Origin of the sequence: Pseudomonas sp. IT-P218, from assembly GCF_949767605.1 — a bacterium.
In the GTDB taxonomy this organism is placed as follows: Bacteria; Pseudomonadota; Gammaproteobacteria; order Pseudomonadales; family Pseudomonadaceae; genus Aquipseudomonas; species Aquipseudomonas putida_AE.
On sequence record NZ_CATKQQ010000011.1, the window covers coordinates 811,072 to 830,545 of the forward strand.

General features: G+C 61.2%; 20 protein-coding genes. 10 read left to right on the forward strand and 10 right to left on the reverse strand.

Translation table 11 applies throughout. The features are described from left to right. Positions 1 to 94: 94 nt before the first annotated feature. Genes ACM6I6_RS10525 through ACM6I6_RS10540 form a run of 4 tightly spaced genes read right to left on the reverse strand, consistent with a single transcriptional unit; the run spans position 95 to position 4,132 of the window. On the reverse strand, positions 95 to 1,129 hold the full coding sequence (locus ACM6I6_RS10525) for an AbrB family transcriptional regulator (protein ID WP_274073508.1): 1,035 nt from the start codon (positions 1,127 to 1,129) through the stop codon (positions 95 to 97). After that, positions 1,122 to 2,636: a tripartite tricarboxylate transporter permease gene (locus ACM6I6_RS10530; protein WP_406592002.1), complete on the reverse strand. Its 1,515-nt coding sequence runs from the start codon at positions 2,634 to 2,636 to the stop codon at positions 1,122 to 1,124. The genes ACM6I6_RS10525 and ACM6I6_RS10530 overlap by 8 nt, the downstream gene beginning before the upstream one ends. A 1-nt stretch (position 2,637) precedes the next feature. Beyond that, the gene (locus ACM6I6_RS10535; protein ID WP_274073510.1) at positions 2,638 to 3,096 is read right to left on the reverse strand and encodes a tripartite tricarboxylate transporter TctB family protein; all 459 of its coding nucleotides are present in this window, start codon (positions 3,094 to 3,096) and stop codon (positions 2,638 to 2,640) included. 58 nt (positions 3,097 to 3,154) lie between these two features. Next, positions 3,155 to 4,132, reverse strand: a complete 978-nt coding sequence (locus ACM6I6_RS10540) for a Bug family tripartite tricarboxylate transporter substrate binding protein (protein ID WP_274073511.1) — start codon at positions 4,130 to 4,132, stop codon at positions 3,155 to 3,157. Positions 4,133 to 4,522: 390 nt separating this feature from the next. Here ACM6I6_RS10540 and ACM6I6_RS10545 point away from each other — a divergent pair, with 390 nt between their 5' ends. Continuing rightward, entirely contained in the window at positions 4,523 to 5,194 is a 672-nt protein-coding gene (locus ACM6I6_RS10545; RefSeq protein ID WP_008055965.1) for a response regulator, read from the forward strand. Continuing rightward, a complete protein-coding gene (locus ACM6I6_RS10550) occupies positions 5,187 to 6,575 on the forward strand; it encodes a sensor histidine kinase (protein ID WP_414919853.1) in 1,389 nt (462 codons plus the stop codon). Before ACM6I6_RS10545 ends, ACM6I6_RS10550 begins: the two co-directional genes overlap by 8 nt. A 112-nt stretch (positions 6,576 to 6,687) precedes the next feature. Here the strand turns inward: ACM6I6_RS10550 and ACM6I6_RS10555 are convergent, their stop codons facing one another. Both ACM6I6_RS10555 and ACM6I6_RS10560 read right to left on the reverse strand, forming a co-directional pair. Further along, complete coding sequence (locus ACM6I6_RS10555) at positions 6,688 to 7,509, reverse strand: HDOD domain-containing protein (protein WP_414919854.1); 822 nt, start codon at positions 7,507 to 7,509, stop codon at positions 6,688 to 6,690. Positions 7,510 to 7,544: 35 nt separating this feature from the next. Continuing rightward, positions 7,545 to 8,486 carry a YgfZ/GcvT domain-containing protein gene (locus tag ACM6I6_RS10560; RefSeq protein WP_274073514.1) on the reverse strand — a complete coding sequence of 314 codons (942 nt, stop codon included), beginning with the start codon at positions 8,484 to 8,486 and terminating at the stop codon, positions 7,545 to 7,547. 148 nt (positions 8,487 to 8,634) lie between these two features. Here ACM6I6_RS10560 and ACM6I6_RS10565 point away from each other — a divergent pair, with 148 nt between their 5' ends. Beyond that, a complete protein-coding gene (locus ACM6I6_RS10565; RefSeq protein ID WP_007898624.1) occupies positions 8,635 to 8,889 on the forward strand; it encodes a succinate dehydrogenase assembly factor 2 in 255 nt (84 codons plus the stop codon). Next, positions 8,873 to 9,325 (forward strand): protein YgfX, encoded by a 453-nt coding sequence (locus ACM6I6_RS10570; protein WP_274073515.1) that lies wholly within the window; start codon positions 8,873 to 8,875, stop codon positions 9,323 to 9,325. Before ACM6I6_RS10565 ends, ACM6I6_RS10570 begins: the two co-directional genes overlap by 17 nt. On the opposite strand, the gene nadB is transcribed toward ACM6I6_RS10570, so the two are convergent. Next, positions 9,294 to 10,910 (reverse strand): L-aspartate oxidase, encoded by a 1,617-nt coding sequence (gene nadB, locus ACM6I6_RS10575; protein WP_274073516.1) that lies wholly within the window; start codon positions 10,908 to 10,910, stop codon positions 9,294 to 9,296. The genes ACM6I6_RS10570 and nadB overlap by 32 nt on opposite strands. Positions 10,911 to 11,467: 557 nt before the next feature. Between nadB and rpoE the strand changes: the two genes are divergently transcribed. The 4 genes from rpoE to ACM6I6_RS10595 all read left to right on the forward strand — a co-directional run bounded on the left by rpoE (position 11,468) and on the right by ACM6I6_RS10595 (position 15,245). Beyond that, the gene (gene rpoE / locus ACM6I6_RS10580) at positions 11,468 to 12,049 is read left to right on the forward strand and encodes an RNA polymerase sigma factor RpoE (RefSeq protein WP_003172477.1); all 582 of its coding nucleotides are present in this window, start codon (positions 11,468 to 11,470) and stop codon (positions 12,047 to 12,049) included. A gap of 31 nt (positions 12,050 to 12,080) precedes the next feature. Beyond that, positions 12,081 to 12,668 carry a sigma-E factor negative regulatory protein gene (locus ACM6I6_RS10585; RefSeq protein ID WP_077184187.1) on the forward strand — a complete coding sequence of 196 codons (588 nt, stop codon included), beginning with the start codon at positions 12,081 to 12,083 and terminating at the stop codon, positions 12,666 to 12,668. An 8-nt stretch (positions 12,669 to 12,676) separates the two neighbouring features. Beyond that, the gene (locus tag ACM6I6_RS10590; protein ID WP_323606740.1) at positions 12,677 to 13,636 is read left to right on the forward strand and encodes a MucB/RseB C-terminal domain-containing protein; all 960 of its coding nucleotides are present in this window, start codon (positions 12,677 to 12,679) and stop codon (positions 13,634 to 13,636) included. Positions 13,637 to 13,814: 178 nt separating this feature from the next. Beyond that, entirely contained in the window at positions 13,815 to 15,245 is a 1,431-nt protein-coding gene (locus ACM6I6_RS10595) for a DegQ family serine endoprotease (RefSeq protein WP_414919855.1), read from the forward strand. A 65-nt stretch (positions 15,246 to 15,310) separates the two neighbouring features. On the opposite strand, the gene ACM6I6_RS10600 is transcribed toward ACM6I6_RS10595, so the two are convergent. Further along, complete coding sequence (locus ACM6I6_RS10600) at positions 15,311 to 16,744, reverse strand: M48 family metalloprotease (RefSeq protein ID WP_274073519.1); 1,434 nt, start codon at positions 16,742 to 16,744, stop codon at positions 15,311 to 15,313. Positions 16,745 to 16,842: 98 nt separating this feature from the next. On the opposite strand from ACM6I6_RS10600, the gene ACM6I6_RS10605 reads away from it, so the two are divergent. Both ACM6I6_RS10605 and ACM6I6_RS10610 read left to right on the forward strand, forming a co-directional pair. Next, complete coding sequence (locus ACM6I6_RS10605; RefSeq protein WP_274073520.1) at positions 16,843 to 17,082, forward strand: sulfurtransferase TusA family protein; 240 nt, start codon at positions 16,843 to 16,845, stop codon at positions 17,080 to 17,082. Positions 17,083 to 17,113: 31 nt separating this feature from the next. Continuing rightward, positions 17,114 to 18,184, forward strand: a complete 1,071-nt coding sequence (locus ACM6I6_RS10610) for an AI-2E family transporter (RefSeq protein WP_323626692.1) — start codon at positions 17,114 to 17,116, stop codon at positions 18,182 to 18,184. Between the two features lie 109 nt (positions 18,185 to 18,293). Here ACM6I6_RS10610 and ACM6I6_RS10615 read toward each other — a convergent pair whose 3' ends face one another. Both ACM6I6_RS10615 and ACM6I6_RS10620 read right to left on the reverse strand, forming a co-directional pair. After that, positions 18,294 to 18,767: a peroxiredoxin gene (locus tag ACM6I6_RS10615; protein ID WP_414919856.1), complete on the reverse strand. Its 474-nt coding sequence runs from the start codon at positions 18,765 to 18,767 to the stop codon at positions 18,294 to 18,296. A 10-nt stretch (positions 18,768 to 18,777) separates the two neighbouring features. After that, positions 18,778 to 19,338, reverse strand: a complete 561-nt coding sequence (locus ACM6I6_RS10620; RefSeq protein ID WP_008055980.1) for a glycine cleavage system protein R — start codon at positions 19,336 to 19,338, stop codon at positions 18,778 to 18,780. Positions 19,339 to 19,474 lie beyond the last annotated feature (136 nt).

Consider the following 19,474-nt stretch of genomic DNA (forward strand, 5'->3'; position numbering starts at 1 on the left):
AGCATCGCCAGCAGGCTGGCTCCCACACTGGATCTTCAGTGTTCACACAATCAAGGTGGGAGCCAGCCTGCTGGCGATGAATTCAACGCGGTCTTTACTCTGGATTGCGGTTCCAGTACTTGAACAACGGCTCCGCCAGAAACAACACAAACAACAACCGCATCACCTGCATCGCCGTCACCAGCGGCACCGACAATTGCAAGGTTTCCGCCGTCAGGCTCATCTCGGCGATCCCGCCGGGCATCATGCCCAATGTCAGTGAACGCAAATCCAGGTGGGTCAGCGCACTCAAGCCCAGCGCCGCCGCCGTGGCGATCAGCATGGTCAGCACCGTACCGATCAACGTCCGCCCCATGAACGATGGCGCACGCCGGAAAAACTGCCGATTGAAGTGACAGCCCAGGCCGCTGCCGATCAGCCATTGGCCGATCTGGCTGCCGCCGTTGGGCAAGCCGATGTGCAGGTCCCAACCGATGCTCACCGCTGCGCTCACCAGCAAGGGGCCGAACAACCAGGGATTGGGTTGGCGCAGGCGCTCCCAGATCCAGGCCGCCAGCGCCCCCGCCGGAAACAACAACGCCAGCCAGTACCAATCGATGCTGCCCGCGTGGGAAATCGGCGCACCGTCGCCCAACAGATATTTGAACGCCGCCGGAACGCACAGCACCACCACCAGCACCCGCAGGCTTTGCCCGGCAGCCACCCGACTGAGTACCGCGCCATTGCGCGCGCCGAGGTTGACCATCTCCCCGGAGCCGCCGGGCATGCTGGAAAAAAATGCCGTGGCGCGATCTTCGCCGGTACGGCGCATCAACCACACCCCGACCACCGCCGACAGGCTGGTGACCAGGGCGCCGAAGAAGATCAGGCCGAAATGACTCAGTACTTGCTCCATCACCACCGGGGTAAAGTGCAGGCCGATGCCGATGCCGACGATCCACTGGCCACACTTGCGCCCGCCAGGGATTTCCGCCAGTTGCCAGGGTGTCAGGCAGCGCACGAGGATGATCGCCAGCAACGAGCCGACCATCCACGGCAAAGGCCAGCCGACCTGGCTGGCGAGGAAACCGCCCAGCAGGCCGACCAGCGGGGTTCCCCACCAGAGTTTGAAGGGAGACCTATCAGACATCGGCGATAACGCGTTGCGCGGCCGCGCGTTTGCGCCAGATGCGGATGATCGGCATCAACAGCATGATCGCCGTCAGGACCCAGCAACCGAACGTGATCGGGCTCGACCAGAGGATGTCCAGCGCACCGTTGGAAATCGACAGGGCGCGGCGCAGGTTCTGTTCCATCAGGCCGCCGAGGATGAAGCCCAGCAAGACTGGCGACAGCGGGAAGTCCAGCTTGCGCAGGATGTAACCGAAGATGCCGATGCCGATCATCAGGAACAGGTCGAAGGTGGTGGCGTGCACCGCGTAGACGCCGATCCCGGTAATGATCGCGATCACTGGCACCAGCGCCCAGTTCGGCACGGCGAGGATACGGGTGAAGATGCGGATCATCGGGATGTTGAGGATCACCAGCATCACGTTGGCGATGAACAACGACGCGATCAGGCCCCAGACAATGTCCGGTTGCTGTTGGAACAGCAGCGGCCCTGGCGTGATGTTGTACAGCGACAGGGCACCGATCATCACCGCCGTGGTACCCGAGCCCGGAACACCGAGGGTCAGCATCGGCACCAGCGCACCGCAGGCCGCGCCGCCGATGGCGGTTTCCGGGGCCGCGAGGCCGCGCATGTCGCCCTGGCCGAAGGTGCCCTTGGCGCCCGCCATGCGTTTTTCGGTCATGTAGGCCACGGCGCTGGCCAGGGTTGCACCGGCACCGGGCAACACGCCCATGATGAAACCCAGTACGCCGCAACGGATGTTCACCACGAACACCGATGCCGCTTCCTTGAAGTTGAACATCATGCGCCCGGTGGCTTTCACCGCTTCCTGGCCGTGGTGGGTTTTCTCCAGCAGCAGGAGGATCTCGCTGATGGAGAACAGGCCCAGCACCAGCACGACGAACTGGATGCCGTCGGTCAGGTGGATGTTGTCCCCGGTGAAGCGGTACACGCCGCTGTTGGCGTCGATGCCGACCGTCGACAGGAAGAGGCCGATCAGCGCCGCGATGAAGGTTTTCAACGGTCGATCACCGGCCATGCCGCCAAGGCAGACAATCGCGAACACCATCAGCACGAAGTATTCCGCGGGGCCAAAGGCGATCGCCCATTTCGCCAGCAGCGGGGCGAACAGCACCATGCCGCAGGTAGCGATGAAGGCACCGATGAACGAGCTCCACGCCGACAGCGACAACGCCACACCGGCCAGGCCTTTGCGGGCCATCGGGTAGCCGTCGAGGGTGGTCATCACGGTGGAGGCTTCGCCCGGAATGTTCAGCAGGATCGAGCTGATCCGCCCGCCATATTCGCAACCCAGGTACACCGCCGCCAGCAGGATCAGCGCCGATTCAGGTGGCAGGCCGAGGGCGAATGCGATGGGGATCAGCAGCGCCACGCCGTTGATCGGCCCCAGGCCCGGCAACAGGCCGACCACGGTGCCGATCAGGGTGCCGCACAAGGCGGTCACCAGGTTGTACGGGCTCAGCGCGACGCCGAAGCCCTGACCCAAATAGCCAAGAGTATCCATATCAGTTCTCCAGAACGTCGAGCACGCCCAGGGGCAGCGGCACGTCCATCAACTTGTCGAACAGCAGGTAGAGGCCGACGGCCATCAGACTGATGATCACGCTGCTTGGCACCCAGCGACCGCCGTACAGACGGGCCATGGGCACGCCGATCAGGATGCTGGCGACGATGAACCCCAGGGGTTCGAAAGTGCCGGCGAACACCAGCAACAGCACCACACAGATACCGATCTTGGTCAGGGTTTCGCGATCCAGCGGCGGCTCGTCATCACTGTGCTTGATCGGTGCCGGACGGAACACCATGTACAACAACGCCGAGCCCATCAGGCCCAGCATCAACAGTGGAAAGGCCCGAGGCCCCACCGGTTCGTAGGAAAAAGCCGCTTGATACGGCCAGGCCATCAGCGCCAGGCCGACACAGGCCAGCAACAGCACCGAAGCAAAAATGCGTTGTAAGAGCATGGGGAACTCCTGTGCCGCGGCTCCGCCAGACGGAGCCGCAGCCGCTAGACAGAGACGATCACTGGATCAGGCCGAACTCTTTGGCCAGCACTTTGTAGTCCGCTACCTGCTTCTTCACGTAGGTGTCCAGCTCCTGGCCGGTCATGGCGAACGGGAACAGTTCACGCTGATCGCGCAGCTTGGCGAACTCGGGCGAGGCCAGCAGTTTGTCGAAGGAATCTTTCCACCAGGCGTAGTCTTCATCGCTGACTTTTGGCCCGAGGTAGAAACCGCGCACCACTGGCCAGACGATGTCGTAGCCTTGCTCGCGGGCGGTCGGGATGTCTTTCATTTCCGGCTCGTCCAGGCGCTTGTCGGAGAACACTGCCAGCAGGCGCATGTCGCCGCTCTGGATGTGCGGCATGGAGTCGGAGATGTCGGTGCTGCCGACCTGGATGTGGCCGCCGAGCAGGGCGGTGGCGATTTCACCGCCGCCTTCGAGGGCGACGTAACGCAGGTCACGCGGGTTGATCCCGGCGGCCTTGGCGATCAGGGCGGTCTGCATCCAGTCCTGGCTGCCGACGGTGCCGCCGGAACCGATCACCACTTTGCTCGGATCTTTTTTCAGCGCCTGCACCAGATCGTCGAGGTTCTTGTAGGGCGAATCGCTTTTCACCGCGATGGCGCCGTAGCTGGTGCCGACGGCGGCCAGCCAGCGTACGTTGGTTTCATCGAAACGACCGAACTTGCCCTGGGCCAGGTTCAGCAGCGAACCGCTGGACCAGGCCACCAGCGTGCCGGCATCGGCAGGGCGCTGGGCGACCACGGCGTTGTAGGCCACCGCGCCGACACCGCCGGGCATGTAGGTCACGCGCATCGGCTTGGTCAGCAGCTTTTCGTTGACCAGTGCGCTCTGCGCCAGTTTGCAGGTCAGGTCGAAACCGCCGCCGGGGGAGGCCGGGGCGATGCATTCCGGGCGCTTGGGCTCGGCCATCAGTTGGCCGGCAAACAGCATGACGCTGGCGGCGAGGGCGAAACGGCGCAGTGATCCATTCATTGTTGTCTCCACGGGAGTTGTTGTTTTTGGGGATGTTTCAGATGCGGCGGTTTCGCCTCGCGCAGCCGATGACGGCGCCGGCAAGCGTAAACGATGGGGAGCGGGAAAAGGGGCGGGGCGGGCAAATCTGGCGCTGGGTGGACAGCATGGCGAAGTACCTCGTTATTGTTCTTATTGGCGAAAACGCATCGAGGCGTTTTTCGGGAGCTACATTTCAAAGCAGGATCGATGGCTGCGATCGAAACCATCCGTGACTCGACTCTAACGGTCGAACCTTTCGCTAACCTTTCATCGGGCTTTCACGGTTTTTCGGGCTTCACAGCGACGGATGCCGCTGTAAACTCCGCGCCAAACAATGGCGTCGACCATCCCTGAACGAGGTAATGATCCATGCGTGTCCTGCTCGTCGAAGACCATCTGCAGCTCGCCGAAAGCGTCGCCCAGGCGCTCAAGAGCACCGGCTTGACCGTGGATGTGCTGCACGACGGTGTCGCGGCCGACCTGGCGCTGGGCAGCGAGGAATACGCCATGGCGATTCTCGACGTCGGCCTGCCGCGCATGGATGGGTTCGAGGTGCTGGCGCGCCTGCGTGCCCGGGGCAAGAACCTTCCGGTGTTGATGCTCACCGCCCGCAGCGACGTCAAGGATCGGGTCCATGGCCTGAACCTGGGCGCCGACGATTACCTGGCCAAGCCTTTCGAGCTCACCGAACTCGAAGCCCGGGTCAAGGCCTTGCTGCGCCGCAGCGTGTTGGGAGGAGAGCGTCTGCAGCGCTGTGGTGTGCTGGCCTACGACCTGGAGACCCGGCGCTTTACCCTCGGTGAAGAATTGCTGACCCTGACCTCCCGCGAGCAGGCGGTACTTGAAGCCCTGATCGCCCGTCCCGGCCGGGTGATGAGCAAGGAGCAACTGGCCTCGCAGGTCTTCGGCCTGGACGAGGAGGCCAGTCCCGACGCCATCGAAATCTACGTACATCGCTTGCGCAAGAAACTCGACGGCCACCCGGTAGCCATCGTCACGTTCCGCGGTCTCGGTTATCTGCTGGAAAGTCGTGATGCATAAGGCCAGCAGCCTGCGTTGGCGGTTGCTGTGGAACCTGGCGCTGTTGCTGGTGGTATTGATGCTGGCCAGTGGCTTGAGCGCTTACTGGAACGGGCGCGAAGCGGCCGACACGGCCTATGACCGGACGTTGCTGGCCTCGGCGCGGACCATCGCCGCCGGCCTGTCCGAGCGCGATGGCAGCCTCAGCCTGGACGTGCCTTATGTGGCCCTCGATACGTTCGCCTACGACAGTGCGGGGCGGATTTTCTACCTGGTCAACGACATCAACCAGAAGCTGATTTCCGGCTACGAAAACCTGCCACCACCGCCACCCGGTACGCCGCGAACCGACGACTACCCGGCGCTGGCGCGTTTTTACAATGCGACTTACCAGGGGCAGAACGTGCGCGTGGTCAGCCTGCTCAAGGCGGTCAGCGAGCCGAACATGAACGGCATGGCGGAAATCCGCGTGGCGGAGACCGACGAGGCCCGCGTCAGCATGGCCCGCAGTCTGGCCGGCGATACTTTGCTGCGCCTGGGCATGCTGGCGATCGGGGCCCTGATGATCGTGTGGTTTGCGGTCAGTGCGGCGCTGCGTCCGCTGGAGCGTTTGCGCACCGCGGTGGAGGAGCGTCAGCCCGATGACCTGCGGCCGTTGCCCCTGGTCGAAGTGCAGCGCGAACTGTGGCCACTGGTGCGCGCACTCAATCATTTCACCGAGCGCCTGCGCGGGCAGTTCGAGAAACAGGCGCAATTCATCGCCGATGCCGCCCACGAACTGCGCACGCCGTTGGCGGCACTCAAGGCCCGGCTGGAATTGGGCTTGCGCTCGAGCGATGCGCAAACCTGGCGCAGTACGCTGGAAACCGCCGCCCAGGGCACGGATCGCCTGACCCACCTGGCCAATCAACTGCTCTCGCTGGCCCGGGTGGAAAACGGTGCCAGGGCGATTGCCGAGGGCGGCGCGCAATTGCTCGACCTCAGTCAGTTGGCGCGTGAGCTGGGCATGGCCATGGCGCCGCTGGCCCACAAGCGCGGCGTGGCCCTGGCGCTGGAAGCGGACGAGCCGGTGTGGTTGCGGGGCGAACCAACGCTGCTCAACGAACTGTTGAGCAACCTGGTGGATAACGCCCTGGCCCATACGCCTGCGGGTGGCAACGTGATCCTGCGGGTGTCGGCCCCGGCGGTGCTGGAAGTCGAGGACGATGGGCCGGGGATTCCCCTTGATGAGCGGGATCGGGTGTTTGAACGGTTCTACCGGCGCAATCAGCAGGTGGCGGGGTCAGGGTTGGGGTTGGCGATTGTTGGCGAAATTTGTCGGGCGCACCTGGCGCAGATCAGCCTGCATGATGGGGAGAAGGCGGGGTTGAAGGTGCGGGTGAGTTTTAATGCAGGGGAGTGATGTGCCTGTTCTGGCCATATCGCCAGCAGGCTGGCTCCCACAAGGATCTGTGGCGTTACATAAATCCCTGTGGGAGCCAGCCTGCTGGCGATGGGCGCGACGCGGTCTTCAATCAATAAAACATCAAGCGGGTGTCTTCCAGGTCGGCACACATCGCCTTGTTGTCCGGATCGATCCCGAGCTTGACGAAGGCCGGTACGCCGAAGGGGTCGATGCGCGCAATCGGGTGGTCGGTGCCTTTGTGGCAGTACAGGCTGGCCACCTGGACCAGGTCGACATAATCGACTCGCGCGGACTGTCGCTTGAAGTCGAGATAGAGCTGCGGCACCTGCACCAATTTTTCCGGAAACTCCCAGACCCGCAGCAGTTTATCGCCGAGCATTGGATGAATGCGGTCGATCACATGGTTGAGGCTGACCGGATCGGCCAGCAGTTCATAGTGATCTTCGGCGTACGTCAGGATCGGCAAGACCCCGATCTGGTGCACCAGCCCGCCAAGGGCCGCCTGATCGGGCTTGAGCTGGGTGTAGTTGCGGCACAGCGCATAGCTGACGCCGGCAATTTCCAGGCTTTTGCGCCAGACATCGCGCATTTTCTGTTCAACCACCGCGGAGCGGGCATGGAAAATCTGTTCCATGACCAGGCCGATGGCCAGGTTGCTGCTGTAATTGATGCCCAGGCGCGTGATCGCCGTGTGCAGATCGGTGACTTCCTGCGCCGCGCGCAGCAGTGGGCTGTTGACCACTTTGATCAGGCGCGCCGACAGCGCGGCATCGCGGCCAATCACTTTGCTCAGGCTACCGATACTGATTTCCGGGTCTTCAGCGGCCTTGCGAATCTGCAAGGCCACTTCCGGTAACGTTGGCAGAACCAGGTCATCGTTATCGATGGCCTCAACCAAATCCTGTTGGACCTTTTCCGCCAGCTCACTCATTACGCTTCTCTAGGTGTTGCAAAAAAGTACCGCGGTTAACGCTGGATTTCGCGATCGCGGTCCAGTTCATACGGCAGGTCGAGCAAATTCAGGGCCGGGCCGTCGAGTGCGCCCAGATGAATGTCGCCGCCTTCTGCAGCTTCGGCTTGCAACACGGCCAACAGTTCAATCTGATTGGCGGCATTGGCGGCCAGCACCACTTCACCGATCGAGCTGCCGTGACTCGGGGCAAACAGCTGGGTGCCGGGCTCTGGCAGTTCGCCGCCAGCCAGTTGCAGGCGATACAAGCGGCGCTTGAGTTTGCCGAGGTACTGCATGCGCGCGACGATTTCCTGGCCGGTGTAGCAGCCTTTCTTGAAGCTCACGCCGCCGACCGCTTGCAGATTGAGCATCTGCGGGATGAACAGCTCGCGGGTACTTGGCATCACCTGGCCGATACCGGCACGGACCTGGCCCAGCAACCATTGATTGAGTTCACCTTCAGGCAGCAGGGCGGACAGCTTGCCCTTGATGCCATCGGCCTGATCGGCGGCAACCCAGAGTTCGGCGCGTTCGGGCGAGACGCGAATGGCGATCAAACCGTCATGGCGCACCAGGCTGTCGGTCTCTGCAGGCAGTTCCAGGCCGAGGCTTTTCAATGCCTCATCGCCCTGCTCGACGCCGAAGCGAACCCAGGCAGCGCTTTCATCGGTCAGTTTGGACTTGGAAAACACCGCGTATTTCTTCAGGTCCGCCAATTGCGGTTCGAGCAACTCGCTGGCCATGGCCAGGAGTACGCCATCACCTTCGAGCAGGATGCGAAAGCTCGACTGCATCCGGCCTTTCTGCGTGCAGCGCGCGCCGAGGCTGGCCCGGTTGTCGCTCAGGTAATTGAGGTTGCAGGTCAGTTGGCCTTGCAGGAACTTGCCGGCGTCCGCGCCGCGGACCGCCAGGACACCTTCATGAGACAACGTGCAGAAAAAAGCGGAATCGGCCATGGGTCATCGCAGGGTAAAGAGTCTGGCAGACATGATAAGGGGCTGCCCCTGAAATGGGTAGTTCACAAAGGATCGTCGTGCCCGACCAAAGCCGACTGTTCGATGGGGCGCGGGGCTGTATACTTGCGGCCTATTTGAGGAGCGCTCCATGGTCGAAGATGTTGAACTGAATCGCCTCTACTGGCACAGCCGCCGCGGCATGCTTGAGCTTGACGTGTTGCTGGTGCCGTTTGTGAAAGAGGTTTATCCGCACCTCAACGAAGTGGATCGCGCCTGCTACGTCAGGCTGCTCGAATGCGAAGATCAGGACATGTTCGGCTGGTTCATGGAGCGCGCCGAATCGGAAGATCCGGAACTTCAGCGCATGGTTCGTATGATCCTGGATCGTGTCCAGCCCAAGTAACGGGTTCGAATGCCGCTGGCATGCCTCACGGCAGTTGCTGGCGGCGTACCTTTTGGCCCAGGCGTTCGCGCTGGGTTCCTTGTTCCTGCTCGCCATACCGCTCTGGGCCAGTCTGCCCGGTGCCTTGTGCTGTCTGTTGCACGGCGCCTGGGCGTTGCCTCGCCAGATTCTACTGACCCACCCACAGGCTTTTCGCGGCTTGCGTCGTGACGCCGATGGCTGGCAGCTGTGGAGTCAGGCGAAGGGGTGGCAGCCGGTGCAGTTGCGCCCGGACAGCCTGGCGTTGCCGTTGATCGTGGTGCTGCGCTTTCGTCTGCGCGGTGAGCGGCGGGTCAGGACAATCTGCGTGCCCCGGGACTCGCAGGCGGCGGATCTGCACCGACGCCTGCGGGTGCGGCTCAAGTTCACTCGGCGTAGGTGGGCGGCACCAGAATAGTGTCCATGGCGACAGGTAGCATGTTCGGGTAGTCGAGGGTGTAGTGCAGGCCGCGACTCTCCTTGCGCTCCATGGCTGACAGGATCATCAGCTCGGCCACTTGGGCCAGGTTGCGCAATTCGATCAAGTCCCTGCTGACTTTGTAGTTGCTGTAGAACTCGTCGATTTCGTCGAGCAACAGGCGCACCCGGTGCTGGGCCCGTTGCAGGCGCTTGTTGGTGCGAACGATTCCGACGTAGTCCCACATGAAGCGGCGCAATTCGTCCCAGTTGTGCGCAATGATCACGTCTTCATCGGAATCGGTCACCTGGCTGGCGTCCCAAGCCGGGAGGGCGACAGGGGCCGATACCTGTGGCAATTGCTCCAGGATGTCCGCCGCCGCCGAGCGCGCGTAGACAAAGCACTCCAGCAACGAGTTGCTGGCCATGCGGTTGGCACCGTGCAGGCCGGTGAAGCTGGTTTCGCCAATCGCGTACAGCCCTGGCACGTCTGTGCGACCTTGCTGGTCGACCATCACGCCGCCGCAGGTGTAGTGCGCCGCGGGCACCACCGGGATCGGCTGTTTGGTGATGTCGATGGAAAATTCGAGGCAGCGTTCGTATACCGTCGGGAAGTGCGTCTTGATGAAATCTTCGGACTTGTGGCTGATGTCCAGATAGACGCAGTCGACACCGAGCCGCTTCATCTCATGGTCGATGGCCCGGGCGACGATGTCCCGTGGCGCCAGTTCTGCGCGGGGGTCGAAGCGCTGCATGAAGCGTTCGCCATTGGGCAGCTTCAGGTGCGCACCTTCTCCGCGCAGGGCTTCGGTGATCAGGAAACTCTTGGCTTGCGGGTGATACAGGCAGGTGGGGTGGAACTGATTGAATTCCAGGTTCGCCACCCGGCAGCCCGAGCGCCAGGCCATGGCGATGCCATCACCGCAGGCGCCATCGGGGTTGCTGGTATAGAGGTAGACCTTGGCGGCACCGCCGGAGGCGAGGATCACGAAACGGGCGCCGTAGGTGTCGACTTCCCCGGTGCCACGATTGAGCACATAGGCACCCAGGCAGCGATCGCCCTCAAGGCCCAGGCGCTTTTCGGTAATCAGGTCGACCGCGACCCGCTGTTCCAGCAACTCGATGTTGGGCCGTTGCTGGGCCTGGGTGAGCAGCGTCCTGAAAATCGCGGCGCCGGTGGCATCGGCGGCATGGATGATGCGCCGATGGCTGTGACCGCCTTCACGGGTCAGGTGGAACTCGAATCCACCGTCTTCCGTGCCGGACTGTTCGTCGCGGGTGAACGGCACGCCCTGGTCGATCAGCCATTGAATCGCTTCCCGGCTGTGCTCGACGGTAAAACGCACGGCATCTTCGTGACACAACCCGCCACCGGCGTTGAGGGTGTCGTCGACGTGGGACTCGACGGTGTCAGTGTCATCCAGTACGGCGGCGACCCCTCCCTGGGCCCAGAACGTCGAGCCATTGGCGAGGTCGCCTTTGCTCAATACGGCAATGCGCAAGTGACCGGGCAAGGTCAGCGCAAGGCTCAAGCCGGCAGCACCGCTGCCAATTACCAGGACATCGTGTTGAAACTGTTGGCTCATTTCAGGATTCCGCTCAAAGCGACCCGGGTCGGGGTAGGCGCCAGACATCTGGACAGGCATGCCCGGCAACCGCACAGCCCACTAGTATATAGAGGGGGGGAGCGGCACAATAGCCGAGCCGATATGGCATTGTGAAACTACTGTGACGGAAATCTGCCGACGCTTCGTCGGATGTTTTTTCCACCGGTTCGGCGACAAGCGAACTGTATCGTGGATTTAACACTCTTTTTCGCTTCAGGGTTGCACAATGTCGATTCTGTGCAGCTATAAATATTTGGAACTTTTGCCAAAGGCCCAAGATCAATAGACGGTTGCCTGAATCAAGGGACAGTGTCGGTTTCATCCCAGGATCGCGGTTGGATCCCTGGCGGTCAGACCGATGACAAGATTATTCGCGCAGCCGGGGAATCTCGAGCTGCGTTTTTCGTGCGTGCCGAATCAGAGCCCGCAGGAAACTTGCCTGGAGGGGGAGAACTTTTGCGAAAAGCCCGAGTCTATGTTTGCAAGCCCGGTCGTTTAGTAATGCAAGCCTCCTCCAAGCTTATCGAGGAGTGTTCATGCTAACCCAGGAAGAGGATCAGCAGCTGGTCGAACGCGTTCAGCGCGGCGACAAGCGTGCATTCGATCTGTTAGTGCTGAAATATCAGCACAAAATTCTCGGGTTGATCGTGCGTTTCGTGCACGACACCCATGAAGCCCAGGATGTAGCGCAGGAAGCCTTCATCAAGGCCTACCGCGCACTTGGTAATTTTCGCGGAGACAGCGCGTTTTATACGTGGCTTTACCGCATCGCCATCAACACGGCGAAGAACTATCTGGTTTCACGCGGCCGTCGGCCGCCGGATAGCGATGTCAGTTCCGAGGATGCAGAGTTCTACGATGGCGATCATGGCCTCAAGGATCTCGAGTCGCCAGAACGGGCTTTGCTGCGGGATGAGATCGAAGGCACCGTCCATCGAACCATTCAGCAACTGCCAGAAGATTTGCGTACGGCTTTAACTTTACGTGAATTCGATGGTCTGAGTTACGAGGACATTGCGAGCGTCATGCAATGTCCGGTGGGTACCGTGCGCTCCCGGATCTTCCGCGCCCGGGAGGCCATCGATAAAGCCCTGCAGCCTTTGTTGCAGGAAAACTAAAGACAGCGGCGACAGCCAAGAGAGGAACGCCATGAGTCGTGAAGCCCTGCAGGAATCGCTGTCCGCAGTGATGGATAACGAAGCGGACGAATTGGAATTGCGTCGGGTACTCAGTGCCTGTGACGATGTTGAAACCCGTGAAACCTGGGCTCGTTATCAGATCGCTCGGGCAGTGATGCACAAGGACCTGCTGCTTCCACGCCTGGACATTGCCGCGGCTGTTTCTGCTGCATTGGCCGACGAAGCCGTACCGGCAAAAGCCACCCGTGGTCCATGGCGCAGCCTGGGTCGTCTGGCCGTTGCCGCATCGGTGACCCTGGCGGTGCTGGCAGGTGTTCGTCTGTACAACCAGGACGAGATCGCTGGCGTTGAGCTGGCGCAGCAATCCACCCAACCTGGCCTGGCGGTTCCACAAGTCAAGGGCCCGGCTGTTCTGGCAGGCTACAATGAGAGTTCAGAAGCCACTGGTCCCATGGCCAATGGTGTGTTGCAAGGTCAGCCAGGCTGGAACGATCAACGTTTGCCAGGCTACTTGCGCCAACATGCTCAACAGGCTGCACTGAAAGGTACCGAGAGCGCTCTGCCTTACGCGCGTGCAGCAAGCCTGGAAAACCGTTAAGGAGGATCATGCGCGCCATACCTCTACTTACGCTTTTGCTCAGTGGCTGGTTCGTTGTTCCAGCCCACGCCGATCAGGCTCAAGACTGGTTGACCCGTCTGGGCCAGGCCGAGCAGAAGCAAAGCTTCCAAGGTACTTTTGTCTACGAGCGTAACGGTAGTTTCTCTACCCACAACATCTGGCACCGCGTCCAGGATGGCAAGGTCCGCGAGCGTTTGATCCAGCTCGACGGCTCCGCTCAGGAGGTCGTACGCATTGATGGGCATACTCAATGCGTCAGCGGCAACCTGATGGCAGGGCTGGGGGATACCTCCAACTCCACCGCTCGTGCACTCGATCCACAAAAGCTCAAGAATTGGTATGACCTTGCTGTCATCGGCAAGTCGCGCGTGGCCGGTCGCCCGGCAGTGATTGTTTCCCTGACACCCCGTGACCAGCATCGTTACGGTTTTGAACTGCATCTTGATCAGGAAACCGGCCTGCCCCTGAAGTCATTGCTGATCGATGACAAGGGCCGTCTGCTCGAGCGCTTCCAGTTCACTCGACTCGATCCCGCCACGGTTCCCACCGACAGTGACCTGCAGCCGGGCGCTGACTGCAAGGCGGTCAAGCTCGACAGCGACAAGGCTTCGGCGGTCAAGGACGCCCGGGTCTGGCATTCGGACTGGTTGCCACCGGGTTTCGAACTGACCAGCAGTACGACCCGCAAGGATCCAGAGACCAAGTCCCAGGTCAACAGCCTGCTGTATGACGATGGTCTGGCGCGTTTTTCAGTGTTCCTCGAGCCCTTGAGCGGTTCAGGTACCACCGACACCCGTACGCAACTGGGCCCAACCGCCGCCGTCTCCCGGCGCTTGAGCACGCCGCAAGGCGAGATGATGGTGACTGTGGTGGGTGAGATCCCGATCGGCACCGCTGAACGGATCGCCTTGTCCATGCGCACCGACGCTACTGCAACCCAGCAGTGACTTGAAATCGAAATGTTTAGTGAGCATTTCAATTTGCAAATCCCCCCAATATTTTTTATAGGTCAGAGCCCCTCGGCTCTGGCCTTGTTTGTTGTTCCCGGAACAAAAATACCGGCGTATCTTTCCCGGTGTTCCTTGCTCCATATCGCTTAACCATGCTCGTCGTAACGGGAGCCGTATGTCGATACCACGCTTGAAGTCTTACCTCTCCATTTTTGCCACCGTGCTGGTGCTCGGTCAGGCGGTCGCTGTCCAGGCGGTCGAATTGCCTGATTTCACGCAACTGGTCGAACAGGCATCGCCTGCGGTGGTGAACATCAGTACCACGCAAAAATTGCCTGACCGCAGAGTCAACCAGCAGATGCCTGACCTCGAAGGCTTGCCGCCAATGTTGCGCGAGTTTTTCGAGCGCGGCATGCCGCCACAGCAACCTCGATCCCCCCGTGGCGACCGCCAGCGCGAGGCGCAATCCCTGGGTTCGGGTTTCATCATTTCGCCTGACGGCTACATCCTGACCAACAATCATGTGATCGCCGATGCCGACGAAATCCTCGTGCGTCTGTCCGACCGCAGTGAAATGAAGGCCAAGCTGATCGGCACCGATCCGCGCTCCGACGTGGCGCTGCTGAAAATCGAAGGCAAGGATCTTCCGGTCCTGAAGCTGGGCAAATCCCAGGATCTGAAAGCCGGGCAATGGGTCGTGGCCATCGGCTCGCCGTTCGGTTTTGACCATACCGTGACCCAGGGCATCGTCAGTGCCGTCGGCCGCAGCCTGCCGAATGAAAACTACGTGCCGTTCATCCAGACCGACGTGCCGATCAACCCGGGTAACTCGGGTGGGCCGCTGTTCAACCTCAACGGTGAGGTAGTCGGTATCAACTCGCAGATCTACACCCGTTCCGGTGGTTTCATGGGCGTATCGTTCGCGATCCCTATCGACGTGGCCATGGACGTTTCCAATCAGCTCAAAAGCGGTGGCAAGGTCAGCCGTGGCTGGCTGGGCGTAGTGATCCAGGAAGTGAACAAGGACCTGGCTGAATCGTTCGGCCTGGAAAAACCAGCCGGTGCGCTGGTCGCGCAGATCCAGGATGACGGCCCGGCTGCCAAGGGCGGGCTGCAGGTAGGCGACGTGATCCTGACCATGAATGGACAGCCGATCGTCATGTCCGCCGATCTGCCACACCTGGTGGGCGCATTGAAGGCGGGCTCCAAGGCCAATCTGGAAGTGATCCGCGAAGGCAAGCGCAAGAATGTCGAGCTGACCGTTGGCGCTATCCCGGAAGAAGGCAAGGAGCTTGATGACCTGCCGCAGTCGAGCATCGAGCGCAGCAGCAACCGCCTTGGCGTCTCGGTAGTCGAACTGACGGACGAGCAGAAGAAAACCTACGACCTCAAGGGTGGCGTGCTGATCAAGGAAGTTCAGGACGGTCCTGCGTCGATGATCGGCCTGCAGCCGGGCGATATCATCACTCACCTGAACAATCAGGCGATCGGTTCGGCCAAGGAGTTCACGGACATTGCCAAGGCGTTGCCAAAGAACCGTTCGGTATCGATGCGTGTACTGCGCCAGAACCGTGCGAGCTTCATCACCTTCAAGCTGGCTGAATAACCCGCCTGTTGGTTGAATAAAAAAACCGCCTCGAATGAGGCGGTTTTTTTTTGTCGCTGAAAACGTCAGCCCATCATGTCCTTGATCATGCGTTCCTGCTCCATCAGCTCGCGCTGGCGGGCATCGATTCGCGACGACAGCGGGAAATTGCTGCCGGCCTTGCGCTTGGCAAAATCCAGTTGCTGGATGGCCTGGCGATAGTCGCCCACCAGTGCGAAATACTCGGCGCGCGCCTGGTGCAGGCCGATGATATTGCCCGACAGGCCGCGGGTTTCGGCCACCTGATACCACACGTCCGGATCGTCCGGGCGCGATTTGAGCAGGCCTTCGAGGGCCTTTTCGGCATCGGCGGCGCGGTTCTGTTTCAGCAGCAGGTCGACGCGAACCTGGTTCAGTGGATAGTTGCCGGGGTATTGCGTCAGCAGGCGGTCAACCCTGGACTGTGCATCCGGCAGGCGATTGTTGGTGATGTCCAGATCGACCTGGGCGAGGTTGTAGATGATCTCGTTCGGTGCCTTGGCCAGCAACTGCTTGAGGTTTTCCCGTGCTTCGTTCAGCTGTCCGCCCTTGATCTGGGCGATCGCCAGACCATAGCGCGCCACATCGCTTTTCGGGTTTTCATCCAGCAGGGCGCGGAAGCGCTTGGCGCCCAGGCCTGGGGTTTCTTCATAGATCAGCTGGACCCGGGCACGAATCAACTGATAACGCAGGGTGTCTTCGATGCCGCCCTGCGGGGCCTGCTCGGCGCGGTTGCGGGTGTCGGCGATACGCGATTCGGTCACCGGGTGAGTCAGCAGGAATTCCGGCGGCTTGGCGTCGAAGCGGTACTGACGCCCCAGGCGTTCGAACATGGTAGGCATGGAGCGGGGGTCGTAGCCTGCCTTTTCCAGATTGAGGATACCGATGCGATCGGCTTCCTGTTCGTTCTGGCGCGAGAATCGCCGTTGTTCCTGGATGGCTGCCGCCTGTGTCCCTGCAATCGCCGCAATACCGGCATCGCCGGCACCTGCCGCGGCAATCACGATACCGGCCAGCAGCGCGGCCATCATCGGTACCTGCATGCGCTGTTGGGCCTCGACGCCACGGGCGAAGTGGCGCTGCGACAAGTGAGCCAATTCGTGGGCCAGTACCGAGGCATACTCGCCTTCGGTCTGCGCATTGAGGAACAGGCCGCCGTTGACCCCGACAATCCCGCCGGGCGCCGCGAACGCGTTGAGCTGCGGGCTGTTGATCAGGATGAATTCCAGGCGCCGGTCATTGACCTGGCTGGTCTCCACCAGGCGGTAGACGCTGGACTCGACGTAGTCCTTGAGCTGCGGGTCATTGAGCTGAGCTACCTGGCTGCGCAACAGGGCAAGCCAGGCGCGACCCAACTGATACTCCTGTTGCGGCGAGACGATGGCAGAACTGGCGTCGCCGAGTGACGGCAGGTCGTCGGCGAAGCCCGGTGAGGCAAGCAGGCAAGCGAGCGTCAGCAGGGTAGGGCGCAAAAAAGTCATGCACAAAGCCTTAGTCGACAAAGAGCTTACTGTAGCCGGACACCAGCCCTGCGACCAGATATTCTAGGCAACTCAGCCACCTGACCCGGAGTGATGCAATGATCGACGCTGTAGCCCATGACGTTGAACTGGACGCCAGTGGCCTCAATTGCCCCTTGCCGTTGCTCAAGGCCAAGATGGAACTCAATAAGATGTCCAGTGGTACGGTGCTCAAGGTCATCGCCACCGATGCAGGCTCGCAGCGTGATTTCCGCACCTTTGCCCGATTGGCCGGTCATACGCTGCTGCGTGAAGAAGATGAAGCGGGCATTTACCGTTACTGGTTGAAAAAAGCCTGAAACCAGATGCGTTCGTTACTAAGGATTATTGATGTTCAAAGTGTTGCGCGACTGGATTCAGCGCTACTTCTCCGACGAAGAAGCCGTGGTACTGGCGGTCCTGTTGTTCCTGGCGTTCACCGCGGTGTTGACCCTGGGCGGCATGCTGGCGCCGGTGTTGGCCGGGATGGTGCTGGCCTACCTGATGCAGGGTCTGGTGGTGAGCCTGGAGCGCCTGCGGGTGCCGGGTGGCGTCGCAGTGGGGCTGGTCTTCGCGCTGTTCATGGGGCTGCTGCTGGTGTTCATGGTGGTCGTGGTGCCGTTGCTCTGGCATCAGCTGATCACCCTGTTCAACGAATTGCCCGGCATGCTCGCCAAGTGGCAGACCCTGTTGCTGCTGTTGCCGGAGCGTTATCCGCACCTGGTGTCCGACGAGCAGGTGCTGCAGGCCATTGAAGTGGCGCGGGGCGAGATCGGCAAGTTCGGTCAATGGGCGCTGACGTTTTCGCTGTCGAGCCTGCCGTTGCTGGTCAATATCATGATCTACCTGGTACTGGTGCCGATCCTGGTGTTCTTCTTTCTCAAGGACCGGCAAATGATCGGCGAGTGGGTGCGCGGCTACCTGCCCCGTGAGCGGGCGCTGATCACCCGTGTCGCCCATGAAATGAACCGGCAGATCGCCAACTACATTCGTGGCAAGGTCATCGAGATTTTCATTTGCGGCGGGGTGACCTACATCGCCTTTGTCGTCCTGGAACTCAATTATGCGGCGCTGCTGGCCTTGCTGGTGGGCATCTCGGTGGTCGTGCCCTACGTCGGGGCGGTGGTGGTGACCGTGCCGGTGTTCCTGATTGCGCTGTTCCAGTGGGGCTGGAGCGATCAGTTCATCTATCTGATGGCGGTCTACGGGATCATCCAGACCCTGGACGGCAACGTGCTGGTACCACTGTTGTTCTCGGAAGCGGTGAACCTGCATCCGGTGGCGATCATCTGCGCGGTGTTGTTGTTTGGCGGGTTGTGGGGCTTCTGGGGGGTGTTCTTTGCGATTCCCCTGGCGACGCTGTTCAAGGCCGTGCTGGATGCCTGGCCGCGTAAAGAGCCGGTGGTGGCGCCGTTGCTTTGAATGCTGGCTCTGAGGGCCTCTTCGCTGGCAAGCCAGCTCCTACAATGGTCGCGCGTACCTTGTAGGAGCTGGCTTGCCAGCGAAGGCGTCAGAACAGACACCCAATTAATCAGGCTTGGTTAAGGGTCTGGGCGGCCGCCAGAACCGCATCCACATGCCCCGGCACCTTCACGCCACGCCATTCCTGACGCAACACACCGTCCTTGTCGATGAGGAACGTGCTGCGATCCACGCCCATGTATTCCTTGCCATAGAGCTTTTTCAGCTTGATCACATCAAACAGCTGGCAGAGCGCTTCTTCCTTGTCGCTGATCAGCTCGAAGGTGAAGGCCTGCTTGGCCTTGAAGTTCTCGTGAGACTTGAGGCTGTCGCGGGACACGCCGAACACTTCGGTGTTGGCCGCCTTGAAAGCGTCCAGCTGGTCGCGAAAACCCTGGCCCTGGGTGGTGCAGCCCGGTGTGCTGTCCTTGGGGTAGAAGTAGATGACTACCTGCTTGCCCTTGAGGTCGGCGAGGCGCACGGTTTGCCCGCTGGTGGCGGGTGCTTCGAAGTCGGCAACCGGTTGGTCGAGTGCAACGGCCATGAATGCTTCCTTACATTGGGTTCTGTGGACGCCACGGTTCGATCAGGGCGTCGAGGTTCAGCGCGTCGGCGAAGTCCAGGAACTGGTCACGCAACCAGCTGATCTGCACACCGGCCGGCAAGGTCACGGTAAACGTGGCATTGAGCATGGTGCCGCCGGTCTGCGGGGCCTGGTAGGTGTCACAGGTCAGGTTTTCCAGTTCGACGTTGTGGTCCATGAAGAACTGGCACAGCTCGTTGATGATGTCCGAGCGGTAGGCCGAGCTGACATAGGCCACGTAGGGCAGGGCCTGGGGACGGTTCTCCAGGGCGGCGCTGCGCACCACGTTGACGGTGAAGGCGTGGCGTTTTGCCAGGGTCGGCAGGCTGCCCTCCAGGCGAGCCAGGGCGTCCCAGCTGCCGGAGATTTCGAGGACCAGCGCACTGCACTCGCCATGACGCGTCAGGCGGGAGGTGACCACGGCGCAGCGATTTTCATGGCTGGCGCGGCACAGGACGTTAGTCAGCTCCATGGGGTTGGCGCCGAGGGCACTGATGACAAGGAATTGTTCGCGAACTGTGGGGGTGGACATGCAGCATTCCTAAAGCGATGAGCGGTCGGTACTTCTATCGGCTGGTTTTGCCGGGAGCGAGCCTGCGCATGCGAACTCCCAAAGCTTCGGGCACAAGGTCGCAACGTGGCTCCAGAGTAGCAGGAGCGGGGGTGGC

Bases quoted from the DNA above. Each gene is read 5' to 3' on its own strand.
- ACM6I6_RS10525 (WP_274073508.1), bottom strand. From the start codon at position 1,129: ATGTCTGATAGGTCTCCCTTCAAACTCTGGTGGGGAACCCCGCTGGTC.
- ACM6I6_RS10530 (WP_406592002.1), bottom strand. From the start codon at position 2,636: ATGGATACTCTTGGCTATTTGGGTCAGGGCTTCGGCGTCGCGCTGAGC.
- ACM6I6_RS10535 (WP_274073510.1), bottom strand. From the start codon at position 3,096: ATGCTCTTACAACGCATTTTTGCTTCGGTGCTGTTGCTGGCCTGTGTC.
- ACM6I6_RS10540 (WP_274073511.1), bottom strand. From the start codon at position 4,132: ATGAATGGATCACTGCGCCGTTTCGCCCTCGCCGCCAGCGTCATGCTG.
- ACM6I6_RS10545 (WP_008055965.1), top strand. From the start codon at position 4,523: ATGCGTGTCCTGCTCGTCGAAGACCATCTGCAGCTCGCCGAAAGCGTC.
- ACM6I6_RS10550 (WP_414919853.1), top strand. From the start codon at position 5,187: ATGCATAAGGCCAGCAGCCTGCGTTGGCGGTTGCTGTGGAACCTGGCG.
- ACM6I6_RS10555 (WP_414919854.1), bottom strand. From the start codon at position 7,509: ATGAGTGAGCTGGCGGAAAAGGTCCAACAGGATTTGGTTGAGGCCATC.
- ACM6I6_RS10560 (WP_274073514.1), bottom strand. From the start codon at position 8,486: ATGGCCGATTCCGCTTTTTTCTGCACGTTGTCTCATGAAGGTGTCCTG.
- ACM6I6_RS10565 (WP_007898624.1), top strand. From the start codon at position 8,635: ATGGTCGAAGATGTTGAACTGAATCGCCTCTACTGGCACAGCCGCCGC.
- nadB (WP_274073516.1), bottom strand. From the start codon at position 10,910: ATGAGCCAACAGTTTCAACACGATGTCCTGGTAATTGGCAGCGGTGCT.
- rpoE (WP_003172477.1), top strand. From the start codon at position 11,468: ATGCTAACCCAGGAAGAGGATCAGCAGCTGGTCGAACGCGTTCAGCGC.
- ACM6I6_RS10585 (WP_077184187.1), top strand. From the start codon at position 12,081: ATGAGTCGTGAAGCCCTGCAGGAATCGCTGTCCGCAGTGATGGATAAC.
- ACM6I6_RS10590 (WP_323606740.1), top strand. From the start codon at position 12,677: ATGCGCGCCATACCTCTACTTACGCTTTTGCTCAGTGGCTGGTTCGTT.
- ACM6I6_RS10595 (WP_414919855.1), top strand. From the start codon at position 13,815: ATGTCGATACCACGCTTGAAGTCTTACCTCTCCATTTTTGCCACCGTG.
- ACM6I6_RS10600 (WP_274073519.1), bottom strand. From the start codon at position 16,744: ATGACTTTTTTGCGCCCTACCCTGCTGACGCTCGCTTGCCTGCTTGCC.
- ACM6I6_RS10605 (WP_274073520.1), top strand. From the start codon at position 16,843: ATGATCGACGCTGTAGCCCATGACGTTGAACTGGACGCCAGTGGCCTC.
- ACM6I6_RS10610 (WP_323626692.1), top strand. From the start codon at position 17,114: ATGTTCAAAGTGTTGCGCGACTGGATTCAGCGCTACTTCTCCGACGAA.
- ACM6I6_RS10615 (WP_414919856.1), bottom strand. From the start codon at position 18,767: ATGGCCGTTGCACTCGACCAACCGGTTGCCGACTTCGAAGCACCCGCC.
- ACM6I6_RS10620 (WP_008055980.1), bottom strand. From the start codon at position 19,338: ATGTCCACCCCCACAGTTCGCGAACAATTCCTTGTCATCAGTGCCCTC.